Genomic DNA, 19,728 nt, shown 5'->3' on the forward strand with positions numbered 1-19,728 from the left:
TTGCATTAGTGCAAAATAGCGTTTGTGCTAGGAGAATATCCGATCGTTGGCCGACGCGCAGCCGAGATCGCGGCCAGTGTGGAGCGCGCGGTCGGCACCGGTGAGCTGCCGCCGGGCCAACTGCTGCCTCCTCTGCGGGAGTTGGCGCAGCGGCTGGGCGTGAACGCCAATACAGTCGCGGCCGCCTATCGCGTGCTGCGCGAACGAGGCGTGATCGAGACGGCGGGGCGCCGGGGGAGCCGAGTGCGCTCCCGCCCCTCCAGTACGCCCCGCGAGTGGATCGGGGTCGACGCCAGCGGCGCGCGCGACCTGTCGAGCGGCAACCCCGACCCCGCGCTGCTGCCCCCGCTCGGCGCGCCGCTCGCGGCGGCCGCGGCCCGCGCGGCGGAGCGCCCCACGTTGTACGGCGCGCCGGACGTCGTCCCCGAGGTGGCCGAGCTCGCCCGGGCCGCCCTCGACGCGGACGGGGTGCCGGCCGGGCCGGTCGCCGTCACCTCGGGCGCGCTCGACGCGATCGAGCGAGTACTGGCCGCGCATCTGCGTCCCGGTGACGCGGTCGCGGTCGAGGACCCCGGCTGGGGCAGTCTGCTCGACCTGATCCCGGCGCTCGGACTGCGCGCCGTCCCGGTCGGGGTCGACGACGACGGACCGCTGCCCGAGCGGGTGGAGCAGGCGCTGGCCCAGGGGGCGCGGGCGCTGATGGTGACCGACCGGGCGCAGAACCCGACGGGCGCGGTGGTGAGCGCGACACGCGCCCGCGAGCTGCGGACAGTCCTCGCCGCCCACCCCTCCGTGCTGCTGATCGAGGACGACCACGGGCACGGCATCGTGGACCTCCCGCTGCGTCCGCTGGCCGGGGGCACGGACCACTGGGCGCTGGTCCGCTCCACCGCCAAGGCGTACGGCCCCGATCTGCGGCTCGCCGTGCTCACCGGCGACCCCGTCACCCTGGACCGGGTGCGTGGCCGCCAGCGGCTGGGGCCGGGCTGGGTCAGCCATCTGCTGCAGGAGGCGGTCGGCGGGCTGTGGCGGGCGGGCGCGGTCGACGCGGCGGCGGTGGCGGCGTCGTACGACACGCGGCGCGCCGCGCTGGTGCGGGCGCTGCGGGAGCGGGGGATCGCCGCGCACGGGCGGAGCGGGATGAATGTGTGGGTGCCGGTCCCGGACGAGACCGGCGCGGTCGCCCGGCTGCTGGCGTCGGGCTGGGCCGTCGCCCCGGGGGCGCGCTTCCGCGTTGCCTCGCCACCGGGGATCCGGCTGACGGTTTCGCCGCTGGCCGCCGACGAGATCGAGACGGTGGCCGCCGCGGTGGCCGCGGCGGCGGGGGCGACGGTCTCGGGGCGGCTGGACTAGTGTCCGTGATTCCGTACGCCGACCACGGGGGCACGGGCTCAACGCCAACCGGCAGGCGCGTCCGCGACCTGTCGGTTGGCGCTCGACACTCTGATGTGACGGCCGGTGCGCTCGATCGGCCAACGGGCGGCCGATCGGCTGACGGGCGGCGGGGCGGCTATCGGGCGGTCGATGGGCTATCGCGCGGTGGAGCGCCGCTGGGTCAGGGCCGCGCCGATGAGGACGACGGCCGCGCCCACCGGTGTGTTCCAGGTGAGGTGTTCCCCGAGGATCGCCACGCCCGCGGTGGTGGCGATCACCGGAACGAAGTAGGTGACCATCATCGCCGTCGTCGGGCCGACCTCGTCGACGAGCCCGTACTGGACCAGGAACGCCACTCCGGTGCCCAGCGCGCCCAGGGCGAGCACGGAGAGCAGGGGCAGGACCGGGAAGGAGGTGGGCGTCGTCGCGAACACCGGTGCGACGAGGGCGAGTTGCACCGTGCCGAGCAGCAGCTGACCGCCGGACATCGACAGATGGGAGTGGCCCGTGTCGCTCAGCGTGCGCCGGACGTACTGCCAGCCGACCGCGTAGCTGGCCGAGGCGATCAGCGCCAGCACCGTGCCCCGCGGGTCCTGGCCGGAGAAGCCCTGCCAGGCGCCCAGCACGACCAACACGCCGATGAAGCCGAGCCCGAGACCCGCGACACGCTGACGGCTCGGCCGGTCGTCGGAGACCACGACCACCGCGAGCAGCATCCCCCACAGCGGCGAGGCGGCGTTGCAGATACCGGCCAGGGTCGAGGGGATCGTCAGCTCGGCGTAGGCGAACAGCGAGAACGGCAGCGCGTTGAGGAAGAACGCGGCCACCGCCAGATGGCCCCAGACCCGCGCCCCGCGCGGCAGCCGCTCCCGCTTGACCACCAGCGTCACGAGCAGTACGGCGGTGCCGAACAGCATCCGCCCGAGCGTGACGTACAAGGGGGCGAACGCCTCATTGCCCACCTTGATGAAGAGAAAGCTGAAACCCCAGATCAGGGACAGCACGCCGAAGCGGATCCGCCAGTCGAGGAGCGGTCGGCGGGCGGGGGAGGAGGAGGTCTCCGCCGTGGAGGCGGCGGCAGGGGGCGCCGAGGCGGTCGCTGAGGTCATGGCTTTACGATGTGGGCTACAACCTCTTAGGACAAGCGAGATTTCGTTCGCGGTATCGCGTAGGATTCCTTATATGTTGAACCTGGATCGCCTACGGACCTTGCACGCCGTGGCCCGCCACGGCTCCGTGAGCGGCGCCGCCGAGGGGCTGCATGTCACCACCTCCGCCGTCTCCCAGCAACTCGCCAAGCTGGAGCGGGAGACCGGTCAGCAGCTCCTCGCCAAGAACGGGCGCGGGATCCGCCTCACCGACGCCGGACGGCTGCTCTCCGATCACGCGGCGCGCATCCTCTCCCAGGTGGAGCTGGCCCAGGCGGATCTGGAGGCGCAGCGTGGCCATGCCGTCGGCGAGCTGCTGCTGGGCGCGTTCCCGACCGCCGTCCGCGGTCTCTTCCCGGACGCGCTGGGCCGGCTGCGCACCGAGCATCCGCAGCTGAACGTGCGGTTGCAGGAGATGGAGCCCGATGAGTCGGTGCCCTCGGTGGTGCGCGGCGACATCGATCTGGCCGTGGTCCTGGACTGGTACAACAAACCCCTGCCGATGCCCGGCGGGCTGGTGAAGGCCGCCCTGCTGGACGACCCGGTGGATGTGGCGATGCCCGCCGACCACCCCCTCGCCGACCGCCACGCGGTCGAGCCGGAGGACTTCGTGGACGACGAGTGGGTCTCCTGGCCCAAGGGCGGGTTCTGCTACGACTGGCTGATGGTCACCCTGCGCGGCAAGGGCATCGAGCCGAGGATCCGGCACACCGCGCATGAGCACCACACCCAGCTCTCGCTGATCGCCGCCGGGCTGGGCATCGCCGTGGTGCCCCGGCTGGGCCGCGGCCCGGTGCCCGAGGGGGTGCGGATGGTGCCCGTCAGCCAGCCCACGATGCGGCGGCACATCTACGCGATCTGGCGCGCGGACGCCGATCGCCGGCCCTCGATCCGCGCGGCGGTCGAGGTGCTGCGGTCCGTCGGCGAGAAGATCGTCGACTGACCGCCGACTGACCGGGAGCCGGGCCCGGAGCCCGGTCCGGGCCCCGCTCCCCGGGCTCCGGGTCAGCCCTGCGGCATCTTGCGGAAGTCCCAGGAGCGGATCGCCTCGGGGGCCAGGCGCAGCCATGCGTGGCGCCCGTCGTGCGGCATGGCGTCCAGGCCGAAGTACTTCGCCGCGAACATCCGCTCCGGCGTGTCGAGTTCCGGGCACGACACGCCGGTGCGCGGCGCCTCGCCGACCAGGACCGCCTCGCCGGAGAGTTCCACCCCGCGCAGCTCGCCGTAGTCGTGCCCGTCGTCGACCACCACCGCGATCCGCGGATCGCGGCGCACCTCGGCCCAGCGGCGGCTGCGGGTCAGGGAGTACAGCCACAGCGCGGCGCCGTCCCAGCAGAACCACAGCGGGCTGACATGCGGCCGCCCGTCCGCGGCCACGGTCGCCACCCGGCAGGTGCGCTGTTCGGCGAGGAAGGCGTCCAGCTCGTCCTGAGCCATCATGATGCGGCGTCCCCGCCGCTGGGTGACGGTCATCCGACCCCGTGCCTCCCGGTAACTGGATGTCCGGCACAGGATGATGGCTCTTCCTTGATGACGCAAGGGGCGCTACTCTTCCGCGCCGTGACCCCGAGCCCCCGCGAAGACCTGGTGGAACTGCTCCGGCCGGACGGCTGTGCCCTGCTCACCGTCGAATGCCAGCGCGGTGTGGTGGGCCCGGACAGCGCGCTGCCCGAACTGGCCGCCGTGGCCCAGGAGTCCGGTGCGCTCGGGCGTGTCGCCCAGCTGGTGGCCGCCGCCCACGACACGGGCGTCCAGGTGCTGCACGCGGTGGCCGAGCGGCGCGCCGACGGACGCGGCGCGAACCGCAACGCACCGCTGTTCCGGGCCGTCGAGCGGCTGCCGGTCCGGCAGCTCACCGGAAGCGCGGCGGTGGAGATCGCCGAACCGGTTCCGGTGGCCGCCGAGGACCTGGTCGTACGGCGGCTGCACGGCCTCTCGCCGATCGCCGGGACCGAGGTGGACGCGCTGCTGCGCAATCTGGGCTGCCGCACGCTGGTCATCACCGGCGTGTCGGCCAATGTGGCGATCCCGGGCGCCGTCTTCGACGCCGTCAACCTCGGCTATACGGCCGTGGTGCCCGAGGACGCGATCGCCGGGGTGCCCGCCTCGTACACCCCGGCGATGGTCCGCCACACCCTCGCCCTCGTGGCCGCCGTCACCACGGCCGACGAGGTGGTCGCCTGCTGGCGGAGGACGGCCGTCACGCCATCCAGATCGAGCTTCCCTGCACCTTGATCTGCGCGCCCGGCAGCGGCTTCTGCGCCGGTCCGCCCTTCACACTGCCGTCGGTGATGTCGAACTTGCTCTGGTGGCACGGGCAGTTGATGGTGCCGCCGGTCACATCGCCGACCGAGCAGCCCTGGTGCGTACAGATCGACGAGAACGCCTTGAACTCACCCGCCTTGGGCTGGGTCACCACGACCTTGTGGTCCTTGAAGACCATGCCGCCGCCCTCGGGGATCTGGGAGGTCTTGGCCAGTTCCATGCCGTCCCCGCCGGCCGACTGGCCGCCCTCCGCGCTCTGCGACGGCTGCGACCCCCCGGCGTCCTGGGCGCTGCCCGCGCTGCCGCTGTCCGAATCGCCGCTGTCGTCCTTGCCGCATGCGGCAAGCGTGGCGGCCAGCCCGGCCACTCCCGCCGCGGTGACGACGGCGCGGCGGGTGGTGCCCTGCCCGTTGATTGCCGACTGCGTCATGGTGGTGCCTCCTGATCAGGGGACGTTTCTCTGCCATACGGATGGCGGGGCCCCCGCGTTCAGCCACCTGCGGGCATCCTGGGGCCCGGTCCGGGAAATCACTTTGCCGACAGGGCGGCCGGGCCGTGAGAATGCCGGACCATGGGACATCTGGAGGCCGCGCACCTCGCCTATTTCCTGCCCGACGGACGGCTGCTGCTCGGCGATGTGTCGTTCCGCGTCGCGGAGGGCACGGTGGCCGCCCTGGTCGGGCCAAACGGGGCGGGCAAGACCACGTTGCTCCGGCTGGTCTCCGGCGAGGTGGAGCCGCACGGCGGCACGGTCACGGTCAGCGGCTCGCTCGGGGTGATGCCGCAGTTCATCGGCTCCGTACGCGATGAGCGGACGGTGCGCGACCTGCTGGTGTCGGTGGCCCAGCCCCGGATCCGCGAGGCCGCCCGCGCGGTCGACGAGGCCGAGCTGGCGATCATGGAGCGGGACGACGAGGCCGCCCAGATGGCCTATGCCCAGAGCCTGAGCGACTGGGCCGAGGCGCGTGGCTACGAGGCCGAGACGGTATGGGACATGTGCACCACGGCGGCGCTCGGAGTGCCGTACGAACGGGCGCAGTGGCGCCAGGTGCGCACCCTCAGCGGGGGCGAGCAGAAGCGGCTGGTGCTGGAGGCGCTGCTGCGCGGGCCCGACGATGTGCTGCTGCTGGACGAGCCGGACAACTACCTGGACGTACCGGGCAAGCAGTGGCTGGAGGAGCGGCTGCGCGAGACCCGTAAGACCGTGCTGTTCATCAGCCACGACCGGGAACTGCTGGCCCGCGCGGCCGACCGGATCGTCAGCGTCGAGCCGAGCCCGGCGGGCAGCGATGTGTGGGTGCACGGGGCCGGTTTCGCCACCTACCACGACGCCCGCGAGGAGCGGTTCGAGCGCTTCGAGGAGCTCCGGCGGCGCTGGGACGAGAAGCATGCCCAGCTCAAACGGCTGGTGCTGGACATGCAGCGGTACGCCGCCCGCAGCGACGAGATGGCCTCCCGCTACCAGGCCGCCAAGACCCGGCTGCGGAAGTTCGAGGAGGCCGGGCCGCCACCGGAGCCCCCGCGCAAACAGGACATCACCATGCGGCTCGCGGGCGGACGCACCGGGGTGCGGGCGCTGACCTGCCGGGCGCTGGAGCTGGAGGGGCTGATGCGCCCCTTCGACCTGGAGGTCTTCTACGGTGAGCGGGTGGCCGTCCTGGGCTCCAACGGCTCGGGCAAGTCCCACTTCCTGCGGCTCCTGGCGGGCCAGAGCGTCGACCACCGGGGGGAGTGGAAGCTGGGCGCGCGGGTCGTGCCCGGTCACTTCGCCCAGACCCACGCCCATCCGGAGCTCTTCGGGCGCACGCTGGTCGACATCCTGTGGACCGAGCACGCCCGGGACCGGGGCCGCTCGATGAGCGCGCTACGGCGCTATGAGCTCGACCGGCAGGGCGACCAGACCTTCGACCGGCTCTCGGGCGGTCAGCAGGCCCGGTTCCAGATCCTGCTGCTCGAGCTGGCCGGGACGACCGCGCTGCTGCTGGACGAGCCCACGGACAACCTGGACCTGGAGTCGGCCGAAGCGCTGCAGGACGGGCTCGGCGCCTATGACGGGACGGTGCTCGCGGTCACCCATGACCGCTGGTTCGCGCGGTCCTTCGACCGCTTCCTGGTCTTCGGTTCGGACGGTGTCGTCCGCGAGACGGCGGAGCCGGTCTGGGACGAGCGCCGCGTCGAGCGGGTCCGCTAAACGCTCCGCTGGATGTGCCGCGCCGTGCCGTCGGTCGTCTGTGGCGCCATCGTGGCTGGTCGCGCCCGCGCGGCGGAGCCGCACATCGACATAGCCCGGCGCCCCTTCAGGGCACCTGCCGAACCGCAGTGGACTTCGTCCGGCCTGCCGAGTTGGGCGGCGTTCCGCCGGGTCTGCCGGATCTGCTGGAACGCCGCGGATCAACGGTGGGCGCCGTTGACCGGCACCATCTTCTTCAGCTGCTGCACCGGGTGGAGGGCCGGCGAGCGCTGGATGACCACCATGGCGGCGTCGTCGCCCAGCCGCCCACCGACATGGTCCAGCAGATCGCGGCGGAGGTGGTGCGGAAGCCCTTCGGGACCGGAGCACCTCCACTGCCCGGCCCGTTGGGCCAGCGGATAGAAGGACCCGTCGGGGCGCGGGTCTCGATCACCCCGTCCGTAGAGAGCAGCAGCGTGTCGCCGTCCTTGAAGGCGAAGGTGTCGGGCGTGCGGGAGGCGCTCGAGCCGTGGGCGGCCTCCCGGAAGGCGCCCATCAGCACCGACGCGTCGCTGATGGAGGTCAGCCCCTTGCCACGGACATCCCCGATGATCATCCGGGTGGAGTCCTCGACCCGGGTCGCCGCGTACAGATCCCCGCCGATCTGCGCCTCGTCCTCGGCCGCCATGTTCAGCGAAGCGACCCGCAGCGGGCCCAGCCGATGCGGCAACGGCCGCAGGACGACCCGCCGCGTGGCCTCGGACACCGGACCGCACCCGGGCCAGCTCACGGTGGCGCCGCCGCTGCTCCTGGAGGTGCATCGCCTGCAGCGCGCCTGTCGCGGCCGGAAGATCGCACCACTGGGGACCGGAGGATCGCCACTCGGGAGGGGTGAGGGCGCGCCGGTGGTGCCGGTGCGTGAGGCCCACGGCGGCGGGCTTTGTGTGGAGGTCAGTCCGCCTGCGCCCGTGCGGTATCGATGGCCGTGGGCTGCCCGCCCGGTGCGGGTTCCGAGCGCGCGACCGGGTGGCCGGGCGTGGGCATGTGGTGGGGGAAACCGATCCGGAGCAGGGCTGCCGCGACGGCGGACGCCAGGACGACGACGGCCGCGAGGATCAGGGCCTGGTGGTAACCGTGGTGCAGCAGAGGCGTGGCGACCAGCGGGCCGAGGATCTGGCCCACCGAGTATCCGGCCGTCAGCAGGGCGACCGCGCGGGGGAAGCGCAGATGTGCGCCGGTCGCCAGCGCGAGCGTGCTGACGCCGATGAACGTGGCGCCGAAGAGCACCGCGGAGATCAGCGCGGCGGCGACGCCACCGATCAGCGCGGGCAGGGCGATGCCGACGGCCTGGATGGCCAGGGCGGCCAGCAGGAGGCCCGGGCGGGACCAGCGCCGGCCCAGCCCCGCCCACAGTGCGGAGGACGGGATGGCCGCCAAGCCGACCAGCACCCAGGCACCACTGCCGATCCAACCGGGAGAACTCTGCTCGATCGCGGCCACCAGGAAGGTGCCCGCGATGATGTAGCCGATGCCCTCCAGCGTGTAGGACGCGAGGAGCGCGGTGAACCACCGATGGGTACGCGGGCCGGTCGCCCGCCGCTCCGCTCCGGGCGTGGCGGACGCCGACGGGGGCGCGGGTTCCGGCCGCAGGAACCATGCGGGAAGGGCGAGCAGTGCGGTCAGCCCGGCGGAGGCCCACCACGCGGCCTGCCAGTCGGCGATGGTGCGCAGGGCGAGGACGAGCAGCCCGGACAGGGCGATACCGGCCCCGACTCCTCCGAAGGCCCACCCGGGCAAATGGGCGGGGTGGTCGCGCAGATGGCTGAGCAGGGAGCTGGCGGCGATGACGAAGATCAGCGCACTGGCCACGCCCGCACACAGCCGGAGCAGCAGCCATGCACCGGGGGAGTGGGTCACTGGCATCGCGGCCAGGGACACCGTCAGCACCACCAGGCAACTCCGCAGGACGGCCGGGGAGCGCACCAGCCGAGGCAGGAAGGTGCCGGCGAGCGCGCCGATCAGATAGCCGACGTAGTTGGCGGTGGCGAGATTCGCCCCCGTCGCGGCGGACAGCCCGACCTGAGCGTGCATCAGGGGAAGAATCGGGGTGTAGACGAAACGGCCCACACCCATGCCCGCCCCCAACGCGGCGGCGGCCTGAAGGACATGGGCCCAGGGTGAGTGACGTACGCCTCGGGAGTCGGTGACGTGCTGCTGCATGGCCTCAGACTGCGCCCGCCAGCAGGGAGAATGCCAGGATCGGCTTCCTCCCTGCTGGTAGGCCCAGCCTCTTACGGGCACCGCCGCCTCAGTGATCAGCGGCGATACGGGAGACGTGGTACTGACGGATCCGCCAACTGCCGCCCTCGCGCTGAAGGACCAACGACAGATGCACCGGGGCCTCCCAGCCCGTCGGATCCCGGAAGGTGACGTCCGCGAAGCCACCGGCCACGTGTTCGCCGATCCGGTAGCCGTGGACGTTCCCCAGATGGGCCCTGCGGTAGTCCGGAACGGCCGCGTAGTAGCCGCGCACCGCGTCCCGGCCGAAGATCGTTTCGGGCCCGAATCCCTGGAAGAGGGCGTCGGGCGTGAACAGGTCGGCCATCGCGTCCGTCTGGTGGCCGTCGAAAGCGGCCTGCCAGCGGCCCAGCACCTCGTGCAGGGGGTCGTTCAGCACGTCAGTACTCATGGTGTCAGCTCCAACAGGGGGTGAGGCGTCGCTCGCCTGCCTGAGAGCCGACGCCTGAGGGTCATGGTCCGGGAAGGGTGTGCCCGGGCGGCGGGTGTGACGCCCGGGCGGTGTGTGCGGGGGGTCAGTGGCCGGCGCTCTGGCCACCGTCGACGTGGAGGATCTCGCCGGTGACGAAGGGAGCGTTCTCCAGGTACGTGACGGCGTCGACGATGTCGCTGATCTCTCCCATCCGGCCGACCGGGTGGAGGGCGGCGAGGGTGTCGTGGTAGTCCGCCGGGTGCATCGGTGTCTTGATGATGCCGAGTGACACGGCGTTGCTGCGCACCCCGCGGGTCGCGTATTCGATGGCCAGGGCCTTGGTCGCCGACTGGAGTCCGCCCTTGGTCAGGGAGGCCAGGACGGAGGCGACCGCCGAGTTGGCGTGGTCGACCAGGCTGGTGGTGATCTGGACGACGTGCCCGCCGCCCTGACGGAGCATCTGCTCGACCGCGAGCTGGGTGATGCGGAAGAAACCGCTCAGGTTGACGCCGGTGACCGTGTCGTAGTCCTGCCGCGTGTACTCGGTGAACGGCTTGGCGACGAAGATGCCGGCGTTGTTGACCAGCGTGTCGATGCGGCCGAAGCGCTCTATCGCGGCGCCGGCCACCCGCTCGGCGGTGGCCGGGTCGGCGATGTCGCCCTGGACGCTGAGGACCTGCGGGTCCGGTGAGGGAGCGATCCCGCGCGAGGTCGCGACGACGGCGTAGCCGAGCTTCCGGTACGCCTCGACCAGGCCCGCGCCGATGCCCTGGGACGCGCCGGTGATGATGGCGACCTTCTGGTCAGGAGTGCTCATGGTGACTTTCTCCAGTGGGGGTTGTCCGGCCGGTGTTCACGACCGGCTCCCCATGAACATAGACGACCGGTCGACAAAATACCAAGGAAGGCGAGGCCTCCCGCCCGCCCCGGCACCGCTGTGACCTGCGGTGGGAGGTAGCGCCTATCAGATGGGAGGAAGCCGGTCACACGGACGCCCCCGATGCGAGACCGCCCCTCCGCCCGCGCGTCGGGGCCACTGAGCGGGCGTGGACGCATGGGGGGCGAGGCGGCCGAGGGCGGGACCGGCCGGGTCCCCGGCCGCAGGTAGCATTGCGTGCGTGGAGCTGCGCCAGTTGCGGTATTTCGTCGCTGTAGCCGAAGAGCTGAACTTCGGCCGGGCCGCGGAGCGGCTCCTGATCGCCGGCCCCTCCCTGTCCCAGCAGATCAAGTCGCTGGAACGGGATCTCGGCGTCCGGCTCTTCGACCGCGACCGCCGTTCGGTGGCCCTCACTCCGGCCGGGGCGGCCCTGCTCCCGCACACCCGGGCCCTGCTCGAGCGCGCCGACGATCTCCGCAACCGCGCCGCCAGGATCGCGGGCTCGGAACCGGTCCGGCTCGGCTACGTCAACTGGCTGCCCCCGGACCTGACCGCCCGCGCCTCGTCCGTGGCGCGCCTGCATATCGACACATGGGTCGCGCCCTCCCACGCCCAGGCAGCCCGCGTCGCGGACGGCGGCCTCGACCTCGCGGTGTGCTGGATCCGTACCGACGACCTGGAGAAGCTCGGACTCAGCGCCAGACTGATCGGCGCGGAGCGGCTGTACGCCGTCTCGGCCGGGCAGGACACCGGCGAGGTCCGCGCCCGGGACATCGACGTTCTGCTGGACGACGACACCAGCACATGGCTGTCCTGGAACGACTACGCGGGGCGATTGGCCGAAGAGGCCGGCGTCCCCGCGGTGCGCATCACGGACGGCGGCATCACCGGTCCCGTGTTCTTCGACCATGTGCGTCGGAGCAGGCGGCCCATCCTCAACTCGCCCAAGGGCCAGACCACTCCACTGCCGCCCGATCTGGCCGCACGCCCCGTGGCCGAGCCGAAGGTCTACTGGACCTGGTCTCTCGTCTGGCGCCGGGACGAACTCCGCCCAGCCGTACTGAGCACCGTCGACGCCCTGACGGAAGGCGCCCGCGACTTCGGCATCCACGCGCCGGACGCATGGCTCCCTGACGGGGATCCGTACAAGCGGTAGACCGGCCGGATCCTGGTGGGAGTGGCAAGCCCGGACGGCCCCTCTCCCCCAGGAGTCCTTCACCTTCCGGACGAACCGCCCGGCGACCGGGCACGCGGGCGCCTCACGCCCTTGCCGCCGCCGTCGTCTTCGGCGAAGAGCCGCCGCCGTCGGCGAAGGCGTGTCAGCAGTGGTGGCCGTGTCGGCCGAGGGTCTCCACGGGGGTCGCGCCGGGGCGGGTCCACTGCGGCACGGGGCGGCTGGTCGGGCCCCAGGTGGCGTTCCCGTCCGCGTCCGTGCGCCAGGACCAGCAAGGGCCGCGCCCCTCGGGCCAGCCCTCGGGGTCGTCCTCCCACGCCTCGCGGCGGCCGTAGGGCGTCATGTCGAGCAGGCCGAGGGACCCGTTGACCCGCTCGTTGCCACGGCCCGTCGTGGAGTAGGTGAGGAACACGCGGTCGCCGTCGCGCAGAAAGGAGGTGAGGTACCCCATGTCCCCGCCGACCGGCGCGGCCACGTCGCGCACCGAGTACCAGGGCTCGGTGTAGCCCATGAACTCGACGTAGGCGGCCACCTCGTCCCACCGGCCCGTGGTCAGGATGGCGAACGAGACGCCGCGGGCGTTGAGGTAGGCGGCGTCCTTCAGGTGCCAGGCCGTGGTGGTGCAGCCCTCGCACTGGCCCTGGTGCGGCGCGCCGTCGTGCCACATGTGCTGGTAGACCACGAGCTCGTCGCGGCCCTGGAACAGGTCCAGGAACGGGACCGGGCCGTCCGGTCCGACGACCTCGACCGTCCCGTCGAACTCCACCATCGGCAGCCGGCGGCGGGCCGCGGCGATGGCGTCGCCCTCGCGGGTGTGAGCCTTCTCGCGGACCAGCAACGCGTCACGGGCGGCCTGCCAGGTGGCCAGGTCGACGATGGGCGGGCGGCCGGGCAGCGCGGTGGTCGGGTCGTCCGCTGCGGTCGTCATGGTGTCCTCCGTGGTGTCTCGTGCCGGGCGGCGTCGTACGGCGTCCTACGACGGTCACCAGAACAGACTCGCGTCCCGGCCGGAACTCATCGCGGCAGCAGGCACACTCGGCCGAGCCCGTACCGGCCACGTCGGGCATCACCGCCGCCCGCCGAACTCCCAGTCATGGACCTCGATGGCGGCATACCGGTCCGGGGTCAGGACGGCGCGTGCCGTGTCCGGGTCCGGGGCCCGCAGCAGCACCGCCGTACCCAGCCAGCGGGCGCCGTCGTCGGACAGCAGCGGCCCGTACGCGATCAGCTCGTCCCGGCCAGGCGGCACGACGAGGTCGGCGGCTTCCCCCGAGCCGAGGCCGAGCACCAGGTACCGATGGCCACCGGTCCGGCCGCCGGGGAAATCCCACATGGTGCGCCCCAGCACATTGCGCCACCGTCGCAACAGCACGTCCCGGTACGCGCCGGCCTGGTAGTTCGGCTCGTCGAAGGCGAACGCACGGGCGGCGGCGGGATCCGGCACGCCGAGGATGTGCACGCTGCCGGTGGGCGTATCGCCGTCGTCGGCGAGGGTCGGGCCGCGAGCGATCATCTCCGCCGCGTACCGGTCCATGTACGACCAGTGCTCTTCCGACAGCTCCTTGCGCAAGGTGACGGAGCCGGGCCGATCGCGGTGATAGCAGAAGAACTCCATGCCACCGACTCTCCCCGACATACGGCGGCGCCTCAAACGGAATTCGGCGCCGATGACGGCACGCTCCGCACGCGGCAGCACTCCGTCGGACGGCAGTGCTCAATCGGGCGGTGGCCGCGCCCAGTGCCGCGGGAATGTCCGGGCGCGACTCGTCAGCCACGTCGAAGGGCGTTGAGCCGGGCGGCCTGGCGGGTCAGGTAGTCGCGCTCGGCGAGGTTGGGTGCCTGGTGGGCCGCCTCGGCGTACAGCCGTGCCGCCGTCGCCAGGTCGCCGTCGCGCTCGTGGAGGTACGCCGCCACCGCGGTGTGGCGGGGCATGGGGTGCCCCCTGCTCGAAGAGGTCGGGGCCGAGTCGTTCAGCTCCGCGAGCGCCGCCAAACCGGCGCGCGGGCCGTCGGCCTCGCCGACGGCCACCGCGCGGTTGAGCCGGACGACCGGGCTGTCGGTCAGGCGCACGAGCTCGTCGTACCACTCCAGGATCTGCACCCAGTCGGTCTCCTCGACGGTGGGCGCGTCGGCGTGGAGTGCCGCGATGGCGGCCTGGGCCTGGAACTCGCCCAGCCGGTCGCGGGCGAGGGCCGCCTGCAGGATCTCGATGCCCTCGGCGATCGACGCGGTGTCCCACCGGCCGCGGTCCTGCTCGGCGAGCGGCACCAGACTGCCGTCCGGCGCGGTCCGGGTGGCACGCCGGGCGTGGTGGAGCAGCATGAGGGCGAGCAGCCCGGCCACTTCGGGGTGGTCGACCCGGGCCGCGAGCTGCCGGGTGAGCCGGATGGCCTCGGCGGAGAGGTCGACGTCGCCGGAGTAGCCCTCGTTGAAGACCAGGTAGAGGACGCGCAGCACGGTGGCGACGTCGCCGGGCTGGTCGAATCGCACGTCGGAGACGGTGCGCTTGGCCCGGCTGATGCGCTGCGCCATGGTCGCCTCGGGCACCAGGTACGCCTGGGCGATCTGGCGGGTGGTCAGCCCGCCCACGGCGCGCAGGGTGAGCGCGACCGCGGACGACGGCGTCAGCGACGGGTGGGCGCACAGGAAGTAGAGCTGGAGCGTGTCGTCCACGGCGGGCGCGGGCCCGGGCGCCGGCTCCTCGTCGACGCGGTCCTCCCGCCGGCGGCGGGCGGCATCAGAGCGGGTGGCGTCGAGGAACTTGCGCCAGGCCACGGTGACCAGCCAGCCCTTCGCATCCCGCGGAGGGTCGGCCGGCCAGCCGTGGACCGCCTCGACCAGTGCGTCCTGTACGGCGTCCTCAGCCGCCGCGAAGTCGGCTCCGCGGCGGACGAGGACGGCGAGCACGCTCGGCGTGAGGCTCCGGATCAGGGCCTCGTTCATCGATGAGGGCACTCCGTGATGGTGGGGTGCGGGCCCAGGAACGGGCGCAGCTCGAGCCACTCGTGGATCGGCTTGCCGCCCGCCCCGGGGGCGGCCGACAGCTCCCCGGCCAGTTCGACGGCGCGCTCGTAGCTGTCGACGTCGATGATCATCCAGCCCGCGATGAGGTCCTTGGTCTCGGCGAACGGGCCGTCGGTGACCGGCGGGCGCCCTTCACCGTCGTACCGCACCCACGTCCCCTCGGGGGCGAGTGCCTGGCCGCCGACGAACTCGCCGGTCCCCTCCAGCCGCGCCGCGAAGTCGTTCATGTACTGCACATGCGCCGAGACCTCCTCCGGCTCCCACTGGTCCATGGGTACGTCGTTGACCGCGGCCGGAGCGCCACGGTAGTGCTTGAGCAGCAAGTACTTGGCCATCGTGTTTCTCCTCGGTGCTGATGCGACCCATTGTGGTCGCGTTCACCTCGGGGACGGAGCCGGTCGCGGGTTCTCGACATCGCCACCCACATGAAGCACATCTACACCAAGCTCGATATCAACACGCGGGTCGAACTGACCCGGCTGGCGATCGAACGGGGTGCTGTCGCGGGCGGGGCGGACTGAGCGGTGCCCGCTCCCGGGGCCGGGCTCACCATGGGACGGTCTGACCGAAGCGATCCAGATACTCGAGACCAGGCTTCCCCAGCCTGGACAGGAGAACGTCCACCACCCGCGGGACGCTGTCGCCGATGGTGAGTGGCGCGTCCGGTCCCCCCAGGGTGGTGCTGACCCAGCCAGGCGCCATGAGGACGAATGCGCGCCGGGTCTCGTGCTGTTGGACCTGTCGGACGGAGAAGCCGCGCATGAACATGTTCAGGGCCGCCTTGCTGCCCCGGTAGACCTCGCGCGATGCGGTCGTGTTGTTCGTGATGCTGCCTTGCCCGGAGGACATCGCCCCGATGAGTCCGGTCGGAGAAACGAGGTCTTCGAGTGATTCGATGACGCGCATCGGGCTGAGCGCGTTGGTGACCATCACTTCCACGAAGTCGGCCGTCGGAACGGCACCGATCGGCGTCGGCTCGTTGTTCGTGGTCCCCGCGTTGACGAAGAGCACGTCGAGTTCGCGTTGGGCGAGACGCTCGTGGAGGGGCGCCAGCTGTGCGGGCTCGTTGATGTCGAGATGCTCGACGCGGACGCGCCCGTCGGAGCGGTCCGCGAGGTCGTGCAAGAGGGTGCGAGCGGTCGCGTCCCGGACTGTGCCGATGACGTTCCATCCCCTGTCGAACAGTTCGGCCGCCATCGCGTGTCCGAGACCGCGCGACGCCCCGACGATGAGAGCGGTTGGCGGGTGCTGGTCCGTGTCAGTTGACGACATTCCGTGTCATCCCCTTATTTCGAGTTTCGGAGTGCCGACTGTGACGAGCGGCACCCCTCATGCGCTTCTGATGCGCCTCAAGCCTTGCCGCTCCATCGCACTCGGGGCACGTCCGGGGCGCGGATTTGTACGATTGCCCTCATGACAGGAGCGCTGATGGCTGAATCCGCCGCTCTGCAGCCCGATGATGTGCGAGTCATTCGCGCACTCCAGGTGGCTCCACGGGCCTCGTTCGCCTCGATCGCAGCGGTGCTCGGCCTCTCCGAGGGGGCCGTCGGCCGCCGATATCGTCGGTTGCTCGCCGATGGCGTCATCCGCGTAGCCGGTGTCGTCGATCCGGGGGCGCTGGGACAGAGCAGGTGGCTGGTGCGACTGCGGTGCCGCCCCGGCAGCGTTACGGCGATCGCCGACGCACTCGCGAAGCGCGACGATGTCAGCTGGGTGGCCCTCGGCGCCGCGGGCTCCGAAATCACCTGCGCGGTCCGGTCGCGGACTCGGGAACAGCGCGAGGACCTCCTCGGCCGGCGACTTCCGCGCACCGCGGCTGTCATCGACATCAACGCGTCCGCGATACTCCGTCAGTTTGTCGGAGGCCGCGGCCACTATTGGGCGGCTCTACGCGGCACGCTGACTCCACAGCAGGAGTCGATGCTCGGGAGCGATGGCGCCCCTTTCACGGAATCCCCGGTTGTCCCTCGCGTTCCCGTGCACCTCAGCCCCGAGGACGAGAAGATGCTCGACCTTCTCGCCGCAGACGGTCGCGTCGGTCTTGTCGATCTCGGCGCAGCGGCGAACCTCACGCCTGGACGTGCATCACGCCGTCTTCAAGCCTTGCTCCGGCGCCGGGTCGTCCACATCGATGTCGAGATCGCCGCAGCGGCACTGGGCTATCACGCTCGGGCGAACCTTTGGCTCCGAGCGCACCCGACGGCGGTCAAGGACATCGGACGCACACTCGCGCGGGAACCCGAAATAGCCTTCGCCGCCGCCGTCTCCGGGCCCTACAACCTCCATGCCGTTGCGCACTGCCGCGACCTCGACGAGCTGTTCGAATACACCTCGGACCGCATCGGGTCGCTGTCCGGTCTCCAGAGCATGGAGGTCTCTCCTCTGCTTCAGCAGATCAAGCAGGCCGGCACGCTCGTGTCCGGCGACCGTCTCGTCCCACCGCACAGCGCTCGAGCGCGACGCTGAAGGCGCGGGACCGGCGAGCCGGGCGATGGCTCTGTCAGCCGACGACCGATTGCGGGTGGAGCAGGAGCAGAGCGATGTCATCGCTGTGGGGATCGGTATGCGGGTCGTGGTGGATGAGGGTGTCGGCGAGGGTGTCCATGGGCTGGCCGCGGGCCTGTGTGAGCTGGTCGGCGAGGTGCGTGGTCGCGTCGTCGAGATCGACGTCGGGACTCTCGACGAGGCCGTCGGTGTAGAGGGCCAGCACGGCGCCGGGCGGCAGGGGGATCTCGGTGGCCGGGTAGTCGGCGCCGGGGTCGATGCCCAGCAGGAGGCCGGGTGGCAGGTGGAGGACCTCGGTGTGTCCGTCGGGGTGGCGCAGGAGCGGGGGCGGGTGGCCGGCTGTGGCCAGGTGGGCGACGTGGTGTGCCAGGTCGATGTGGGCGTAGAGGCAACTGGTGAACAAGCCGGGGTCGAGGTCGGTGAGCAGGCGGTTGGTGCGGGCGAGGACTTCCCCGGGATGTGCCCCGGCGGTGGCGTGGACGGCGGTGCGGACCTGTCCCATGAGGGCGGCGGCGTTCACGCTGTGGCCTTGGACGTCGCCGATGGCCGCGGCGACGGTGGTGGCGTCGCAGCGGATGAGGTCGTAGAAGTCGCCACCGATGTCCATGCCGCGAGCCGTGGGCAGATAGCGGGCCGCCACCTCCAGCCCGGGCACGGTCGGGAGGGCGGCGGGCAGCAGGCCGCTCTGCAGACCGTGGGCAAGCTGGTGTTCGGCGTCGTAGAGCCGGGCGCGGTCGAGGGCCTGGGCGATCAGTCCGGCGAGAGAGGTCAGGACGGCGCGTTCGTCAGGGGTGAAGTCGTGGGGCCGGTCGTAGGAGACCACGCAGCAGCCGACCGGGCGACCGGAGGCCAGCAGCGGCAGGAACGCCCAGGCCGCCCTTTTGGTCAGCCGTGGGATGTAGGGAGCGAGCTGATTCATCTCGTGCGGGGACGCGAAGAACAGGGGTGCTCCCGTGGTCACGGCGCGCACGGTAGGGGCCGAGTCGTCCCGGAGGGGAGGGATGTCGAGGCGGTTGATGACCTCGGGTGGGTATCCACGGTGGCCGACGACACGCAGCCGGTCGCCCTCCGCCACGGACAGGACGAAGCCCTGGGCGCCGAAGGCGGGCAGGACCAGGTCGGCGGTCAGCTCGACCACGTCCTGAACGCTGACGGCCTCGGTGAGCGCGCCGGCCAGGTGCATCAGGTCGTACAGCCTGCCGGACCGTGTCGGTGTGGCGATGTCCGCCCCGCGTCCCGGGCGGTCGATCGGGGCGGTGCTGTCGGTGGGGGAGACGCGCACACTGACACCGGAGGCATCCGGGCAGAGCTGGAAGGACAGCCACCGGTCCGGCGGGCGCAGGGCGGTGAAGGACGTGGGCCGGCGGCCGAGCACAGCGGTCCGGTAGCGGTCGTCGAAGACCGGGTCGTCCAGCCATGGCAGCGCCTCCCACAGCGGTGCGCCGAGCAGATCCGGGACGCTCCCGCCGACCAGATCGGCGGCGGTGGCGTTGATGAAAGTGATCCGGCCCGCCACGTCCAGCGCGCAACAGCCCTCCGGGAGGCGGTCGGCGAAGTCCACCGCGGCCTGTGCCTGGACCGGCCCGGCGGTCCAGGTCCGTGGCGGGGCCGCCACGTGTGGCTCTTCGGGTGCTGTCGGATGGCCGTCCGCGGCGGCATGCCGCAGGAACGCCCCCACCCGGTCGCAGGTGGAGCCGATCACGGTGCGCTCATGGGCGCTCAGGTGCGGCCGGCGCGGTCCGGGCCACAGCAGCACCAGTCCGCCCCAGGCAGTGGTGCCGGATGTGACCGGTGCGGCGGCAAGCGCCACCGGGTAGGGCCATACCAGCGCTGCCCTCGGGTAGCGGCGCGCCAGCTCCGCCTGGCTGGCGAGCCACACCAGGCGCCGCTCACGCACCGCGTCCGCCACCGGACCCGAAGCCGGAAGCCGCAACCGTTCCCAGAGCTCGGCGATCTTCGGCGGCATCCCGGTCATCACGGCCAGCCGCAGCACCTGTCCGCCGGGCGGCAGCAGATACACCAGGCCCGTGGACGCGCCCGCTTCCCGTACCGCCGTGCACAGCAACGCATCCAGCGGCTCCATACCGGAGCCGGCGACAGGTGAGGCATCCTCCCGCGCCCCCTGCCCCTCCTCCGCGATGTGCCGCACACGCCCGAAGCGGCGCCTGGCCGCCTCGGCGCTGATCCCAAAGGCGGCGCCGATCCGCGCCCAGCCGACCCCGGCCTGCCGATCGGCCAGCACCGCGTGCCGCACCAACCGCTCGGCCAGTCCGGGAACCTCCGCCACCGCGGCGCAGTGGCAGCCCACCGCGGCTTCCCGCGCCGGGGACAGCTCACCCGCCCGCTGCGCTGCCGCCTGAACCCGGTCCAGCAGATCCGCGCCGGCGAGCACCATCGCCTGCCGCGACTCGGCCGCCGCCGGCCACCGACACCGCGCCCGCCAGGCCGCCTGCCGGTGTGCCGGACTGCAATACCGCCGGT

Annotated in this window: 18 protein-coding genes and 1 pseudogene; 6 read left to right on the plus strand and 13 right to left on the minus strand. The window is 72.0% G+C overall.

Annotation, left to right across the window (positions count from 1 at the left end; genetic code table 11):
* Positions 1-24: 24 nt before the first annotated feature.
* Positions 25-1,353, plus strand: coding sequence for an aminotransferase class I/II-fold pyridoxal phosphate-dependent enzyme (locus CGL27_RS44940; protein WP_119993391.1), 1,329 nt, complete (start codon positions 25-27; stop codon positions 1,351-1,353).
* A gap of 176 nt (positions 1,354-1,529) precedes the next feature.
* Here CGL27_RS44940 and CGL27_RS44945 read toward each other — a convergent pair whose 3' ends face one another.
* Positions 1,530-2,483, minus strand: coding sequence for a DMT family transporter (locus tag CGL27_RS44945; RefSeq protein WP_119993393.1), 954 nt, complete (start codon positions 2,481-2,483; stop codon positions 1,530-1,532).
* 73 nt (positions 2,484-2,556) lie between these two features.
* On the opposite strand from CGL27_RS44945, the gene CGL27_RS44950 reads away from it, so the two are divergent.
* Entirely contained in the window at positions 2,557-3,465 is a 909-nt protein-coding gene (locus CGL27_RS44950; protein WP_078645885.1) for a LysR family transcriptional regulator, read from the plus strand.
* Between the two features lie 62 nt (positions 3,466-3,527).
* Here CGL27_RS44950 and CGL27_RS44955 read toward each other — a convergent pair whose 3' ends face one another.
* Positions 3,528-3,995, minus strand: a complete 468-nt coding sequence (locus CGL27_RS44955) for a pyridoxamine 5'-phosphate oxidase family protein (RefSeq protein ID WP_119993395.1) — start codon at positions 3,993-3,995, stop codon at positions 3,528-3,530.
* 57 nt (positions 3,996-4,052) lie between these two features.
* Here CGL27_RS44955 and CGL27_RS44960 point away from each other — a divergent pair, with 57 nt between their 5' ends.
* Positions 4,053-4,757: an isochorismatase family protein gene (locus CGL27_RS44960; protein ID WP_119993397.1), complete on the plus strand. Its 705-nt coding sequence runs from the start codon at positions 4,053-4,055 to the stop codon at positions 4,755-4,757.
* Here CGL27_RS44960 and CGL27_RS44965 read toward each other — a convergent pair.
* Complete coding sequence (locus CGL27_RS44965) at positions 4,723-5,217, minus strand: Rieske (2Fe-2S) protein (protein ID WP_093468954.1); 495 nt, start codon at positions 5,215-5,217, stop codon at positions 4,723-4,725. The two genes, CGL27_RS44960 and CGL27_RS44965, sit on opposite strands and share 35 nt — an antisense overlap.
* Before the next feature lie 141 nt (positions 5,218-5,358).
* Between CGL27_RS44965 and CGL27_RS44970 the strand changes: the two genes are divergently transcribed.
* Positions 5,359-6,978 carry an ATP-binding cassette domain-containing protein gene (locus CGL27_RS44970; protein ID WP_078645889.1) on the plus strand — a complete coding sequence of 540 codons (1,620 nt, stop codon included), beginning with the start codon at positions 5,359-5,361 and terminating at the stop codon, positions 6,976-6,978.
* Positions 6,979-7,178: 200 nt separating this feature from the next.
* On the opposite strand, the pseudogene CGL27_RS44975 reads toward CGL27_RS44970, so the two are convergent.
* The 4 genes and pseudogenes from CGL27_RS44975 to CGL27_RS44990 all read right to left on the minus strand — a co-directional run.
* Positions 7,179-7,760: pseudogene (locus CGL27_RS44975) on the minus strand (SpoIIE family protein phosphatase); the annotation flags it as partial.
* Between the two features lie 148 nt (positions 7,761-7,908).
* Complete coding sequence (locus CGL27_RS44980; RefSeq protein WP_119993399.1) at positions 7,909-9,177, minus strand: YbfB/YjiJ family MFS transporter; 1,269 nt, start codon at positions 9,175-9,177, stop codon at positions 7,909-7,911.
* A gap of 88 nt (positions 9,178-9,265) precedes the next feature.
* Positions 9,266-9,646, minus strand: coding sequence for a nuclear transport factor 2 family protein (locus CGL27_RS44985; protein WP_119993401.1), 381 nt, complete (start codon positions 9,644-9,646; stop codon positions 9,266-9,268).
* Between the two features lie 124 nt (positions 9,647-9,770).
* Entirely contained in the window at positions 9,771-10,484 is a 714-nt protein-coding gene (locus tag CGL27_RS44990) for an SDR family oxidoreductase (RefSeq protein WP_119993403.1), read from the minus strand.
* A gap of 292 nt (positions 10,485-10,776) precedes the next feature.
* Between CGL27_RS44990 and CGL27_RS44995 the strand changes: the two genes are divergently transcribed.
* Positions 10,777-11,700, plus strand: coding sequence for a LysR family transcriptional regulator (locus CGL27_RS44995; RefSeq protein WP_119994862.1), 924 nt, complete (start codon positions 10,777-10,779; stop codon positions 11,698-11,700).
* Positions 11,701-11,863: 163 nt separating this feature from the next.
* Here CGL27_RS44995 and CGL27_RS45000 read toward each other — a convergent pair whose 3' ends face one another.
* The 5 genes from CGL27_RS45000 to CGL27_RS45020 all read right to left on the minus strand — a co-directional run bounded on the left by CGL27_RS45000 (position 11,864) and on the right by CGL27_RS45020 (position 16,014).
* Positions 11,864-12,646: a DUF899 family protein gene (locus CGL27_RS45000; protein ID WP_119993404.1), complete on the minus strand. Its 783-nt coding sequence runs from the start codon at positions 12,644-12,646 to the stop codon at positions 11,864-11,866.
* A 138-nt stretch (positions 12,647-12,784) separates the two neighbouring features.
* The gene (locus CGL27_RS45005) at positions 12,785-13,333 is read right to left on the minus strand and encodes a YciI family protein (RefSeq protein ID WP_078645894.1); all 549 of its coding nucleotides are present in this window, start codon (positions 13,331-13,333) and stop codon (positions 12,785-12,787) included.
* Positions 13,334-13,485: 152 nt separating this feature from the next.
* Positions 13,486-14,661 carry a DUF6596 domain-containing protein gene (locus CGL27_RS45010; RefSeq protein ID WP_119993406.1) on the minus strand — a complete coding sequence of 392 codons (1,176 nt, stop codon included), beginning with the start codon at positions 14,659-14,661 and terminating at the stop codon, positions 13,486-13,488.
* Entirely contained in the window at positions 14,658-15,077 is a 420-nt protein-coding gene (locus CGL27_RS45015; protein ID WP_119993408.1) for a YciI family protein, read from the minus strand. Before CGL27_RS45015 ends, CGL27_RS45010 begins: the two co-directional genes overlap by 4 nt.
* Positions 15,078-15,288: 211 nt before the next feature.
* The gene (locus CGL27_RS45020; protein WP_119993410.1) at positions 15,289-16,014 is read right to left on the minus strand and encodes an SDR family NAD(P)-dependent oxidoreductase; all 726 of its coding nucleotides are present in this window, start codon (positions 16,012-16,014) and stop codon (positions 15,289-15,291) included.
* A gap of 141 nt (positions 16,015-16,155) precedes the next feature.
* On the opposite strand from CGL27_RS45020, the gene CGL27_RS45025 reads away from it, so the two are divergent.
* Positions 16,156-17,208: an Lrp/AsnC family transcriptional regulator gene (locus CGL27_RS45025; RefSeq protein WP_240450856.1), complete on the plus strand. Its 1,053-nt coding sequence runs from the start codon at positions 16,156-16,158 to the stop codon at positions 17,206-17,208.
* A 34-nt stretch (positions 17,209-17,242) separates the two neighbouring features.
* Here CGL27_RS45025 and CGL27_RS45030 read toward each other — a convergent pair whose 3' ends face one another.
* Positions 17,243-19,642, minus strand: coding sequence for a SpoIIE family protein phosphatase (locus tag CGL27_RS45030; RefSeq protein WP_240450857.1), 2,400 nt, complete (start codon positions 19,640-19,642; stop codon positions 17,243-17,245).
* Between the last annotated feature and the right edge of the window lie 86 nt (positions 19,643-19,728).

This window comes from Streptomyces sp. 11-1-2 (assembly GCF_003595545.1).
Lineage (GTDB): Bacteria > Actinomycetota > Actinomycetes > Streptomycetales > Streptomycetaceae > Streptomyces > Streptomyces hygroscopicus_B.

What these genes read in the sequence shown, in the direction of transcription:
- CGL27_RS45000 (WP_119993404.1), bottom strand. Translation starts at nt 12,646, where the DNA reads ATGACGACCGCAGCGGACGACCCGACCACCGCGCTGCCCGGCCGCCCG.
- CGL27_RS45015 (WP_119993408.1), bottom strand. Translation starts at nt 15,077, where the DNA reads ATGGCCAAGTACTTGCTGCTCAAGCACTACCGTGGCGCTCCGGCCGCG.
- CGL27_RS45020 (WP_119993410.1), bottom strand. Translation starts at nt 16,014, where the DNA reads ATGTCGTCAACTGACACGGACCAGCACCCGCCAACCGCTCTCATCGTC.
- CGL27_RS44990 (WP_119993403.1), bottom strand. Translation starts at nt 10,484, where the DNA reads ATGAGCACTCCTGACCAGAAGGTCGCCATCATCACCGGCGCGTCCCAG.
- CGL27_RS44985 (WP_119993401.1), bottom strand. Translation starts at nt 9,646, where the DNA reads ATGAGTACTGACGTGCTGAACGACCCCCTGCACGAGGTGCTGGGCCGC.
- CGL27_RS44965 (WP_093468954.1), bottom strand. Translation starts at nt 5,217, where the DNA reads ATGACGCAGTCGGCAATCAACGGGCAGGGCACCACCCGCCGCGCCGTC.
- CGL27_RS44950 (WP_078645885.1), top strand. Translation starts at nt 2,557, where the DNA reads ATGTTGAACCTGGATCGCCTACGGACCTTGCACGCCGTGGCCCGCCAC.
- CGL27_RS44960 (WP_119993397.1), top strand. Translation starts at nt 4,053, where the DNA reads ATGACGCAAGGGGCGCTACTCTTCCGCGCCGTGACCCCGAGCCCCCGC.
- CGL27_RS45005 (WP_078645894.1), bottom strand. Translation starts at nt 13,333, where the DNA reads ATGGAGTTCTTCTGCTATCACCGCGATCGGCCCGGCTCCGTCACCTTG.
- CGL27_RS44970 (WP_078645889.1), top strand. Translation starts at nt 5,359, where the DNA reads ATGGGACATCTGGAGGCCGCGCACCTCGCCTATTTCCTGCCCGACGGA.
- CGL27_RS45025 (WP_240450856.1), top strand. Translation starts at nt 16,156, where the DNA reads ATGACAGGAGCGCTGATGGCTGAATCCGCCGCTCTGCAGCCCGATGAT.
- CGL27_RS45010 (WP_119993406.1), bottom strand. Translation starts at nt 14,661, where the DNA reads ATGAACGAGGCCCTGATCCGGAGCCTCACGCCGAGCGTGCTCGCCGTC.
- CGL27_RS44945 (WP_119993393.1), bottom strand. Translation starts at nt 2,483, where the DNA reads ATGACCTCAGCGACCGCCTCGGCGCCCCCTGCCGCCGCCTCCACGGCG.
- CGL27_RS44980 (WP_119993399.1), bottom strand. Translation starts at nt 9,177, where the DNA reads ATGCAGCAGCACGTCACCGACTCCCGAGGCGTACGTCACTCACCCTGG.
- CGL27_RS45030 (WP_240450857.1), bottom strand. Translation starts at nt 19,642, where the DNA reads ATGGTGCTCGCCGGCGCGGATCTGCTGGACCGGGTTCAGGCGGCAGCG.
- CGL27_RS44955 (WP_119993395.1), bottom strand. Translation starts at nt 3,995, where the DNA reads ATGACCGTCACCCAGCGGCGGGGACGCCGCATCATGATGGCTCAGGAC.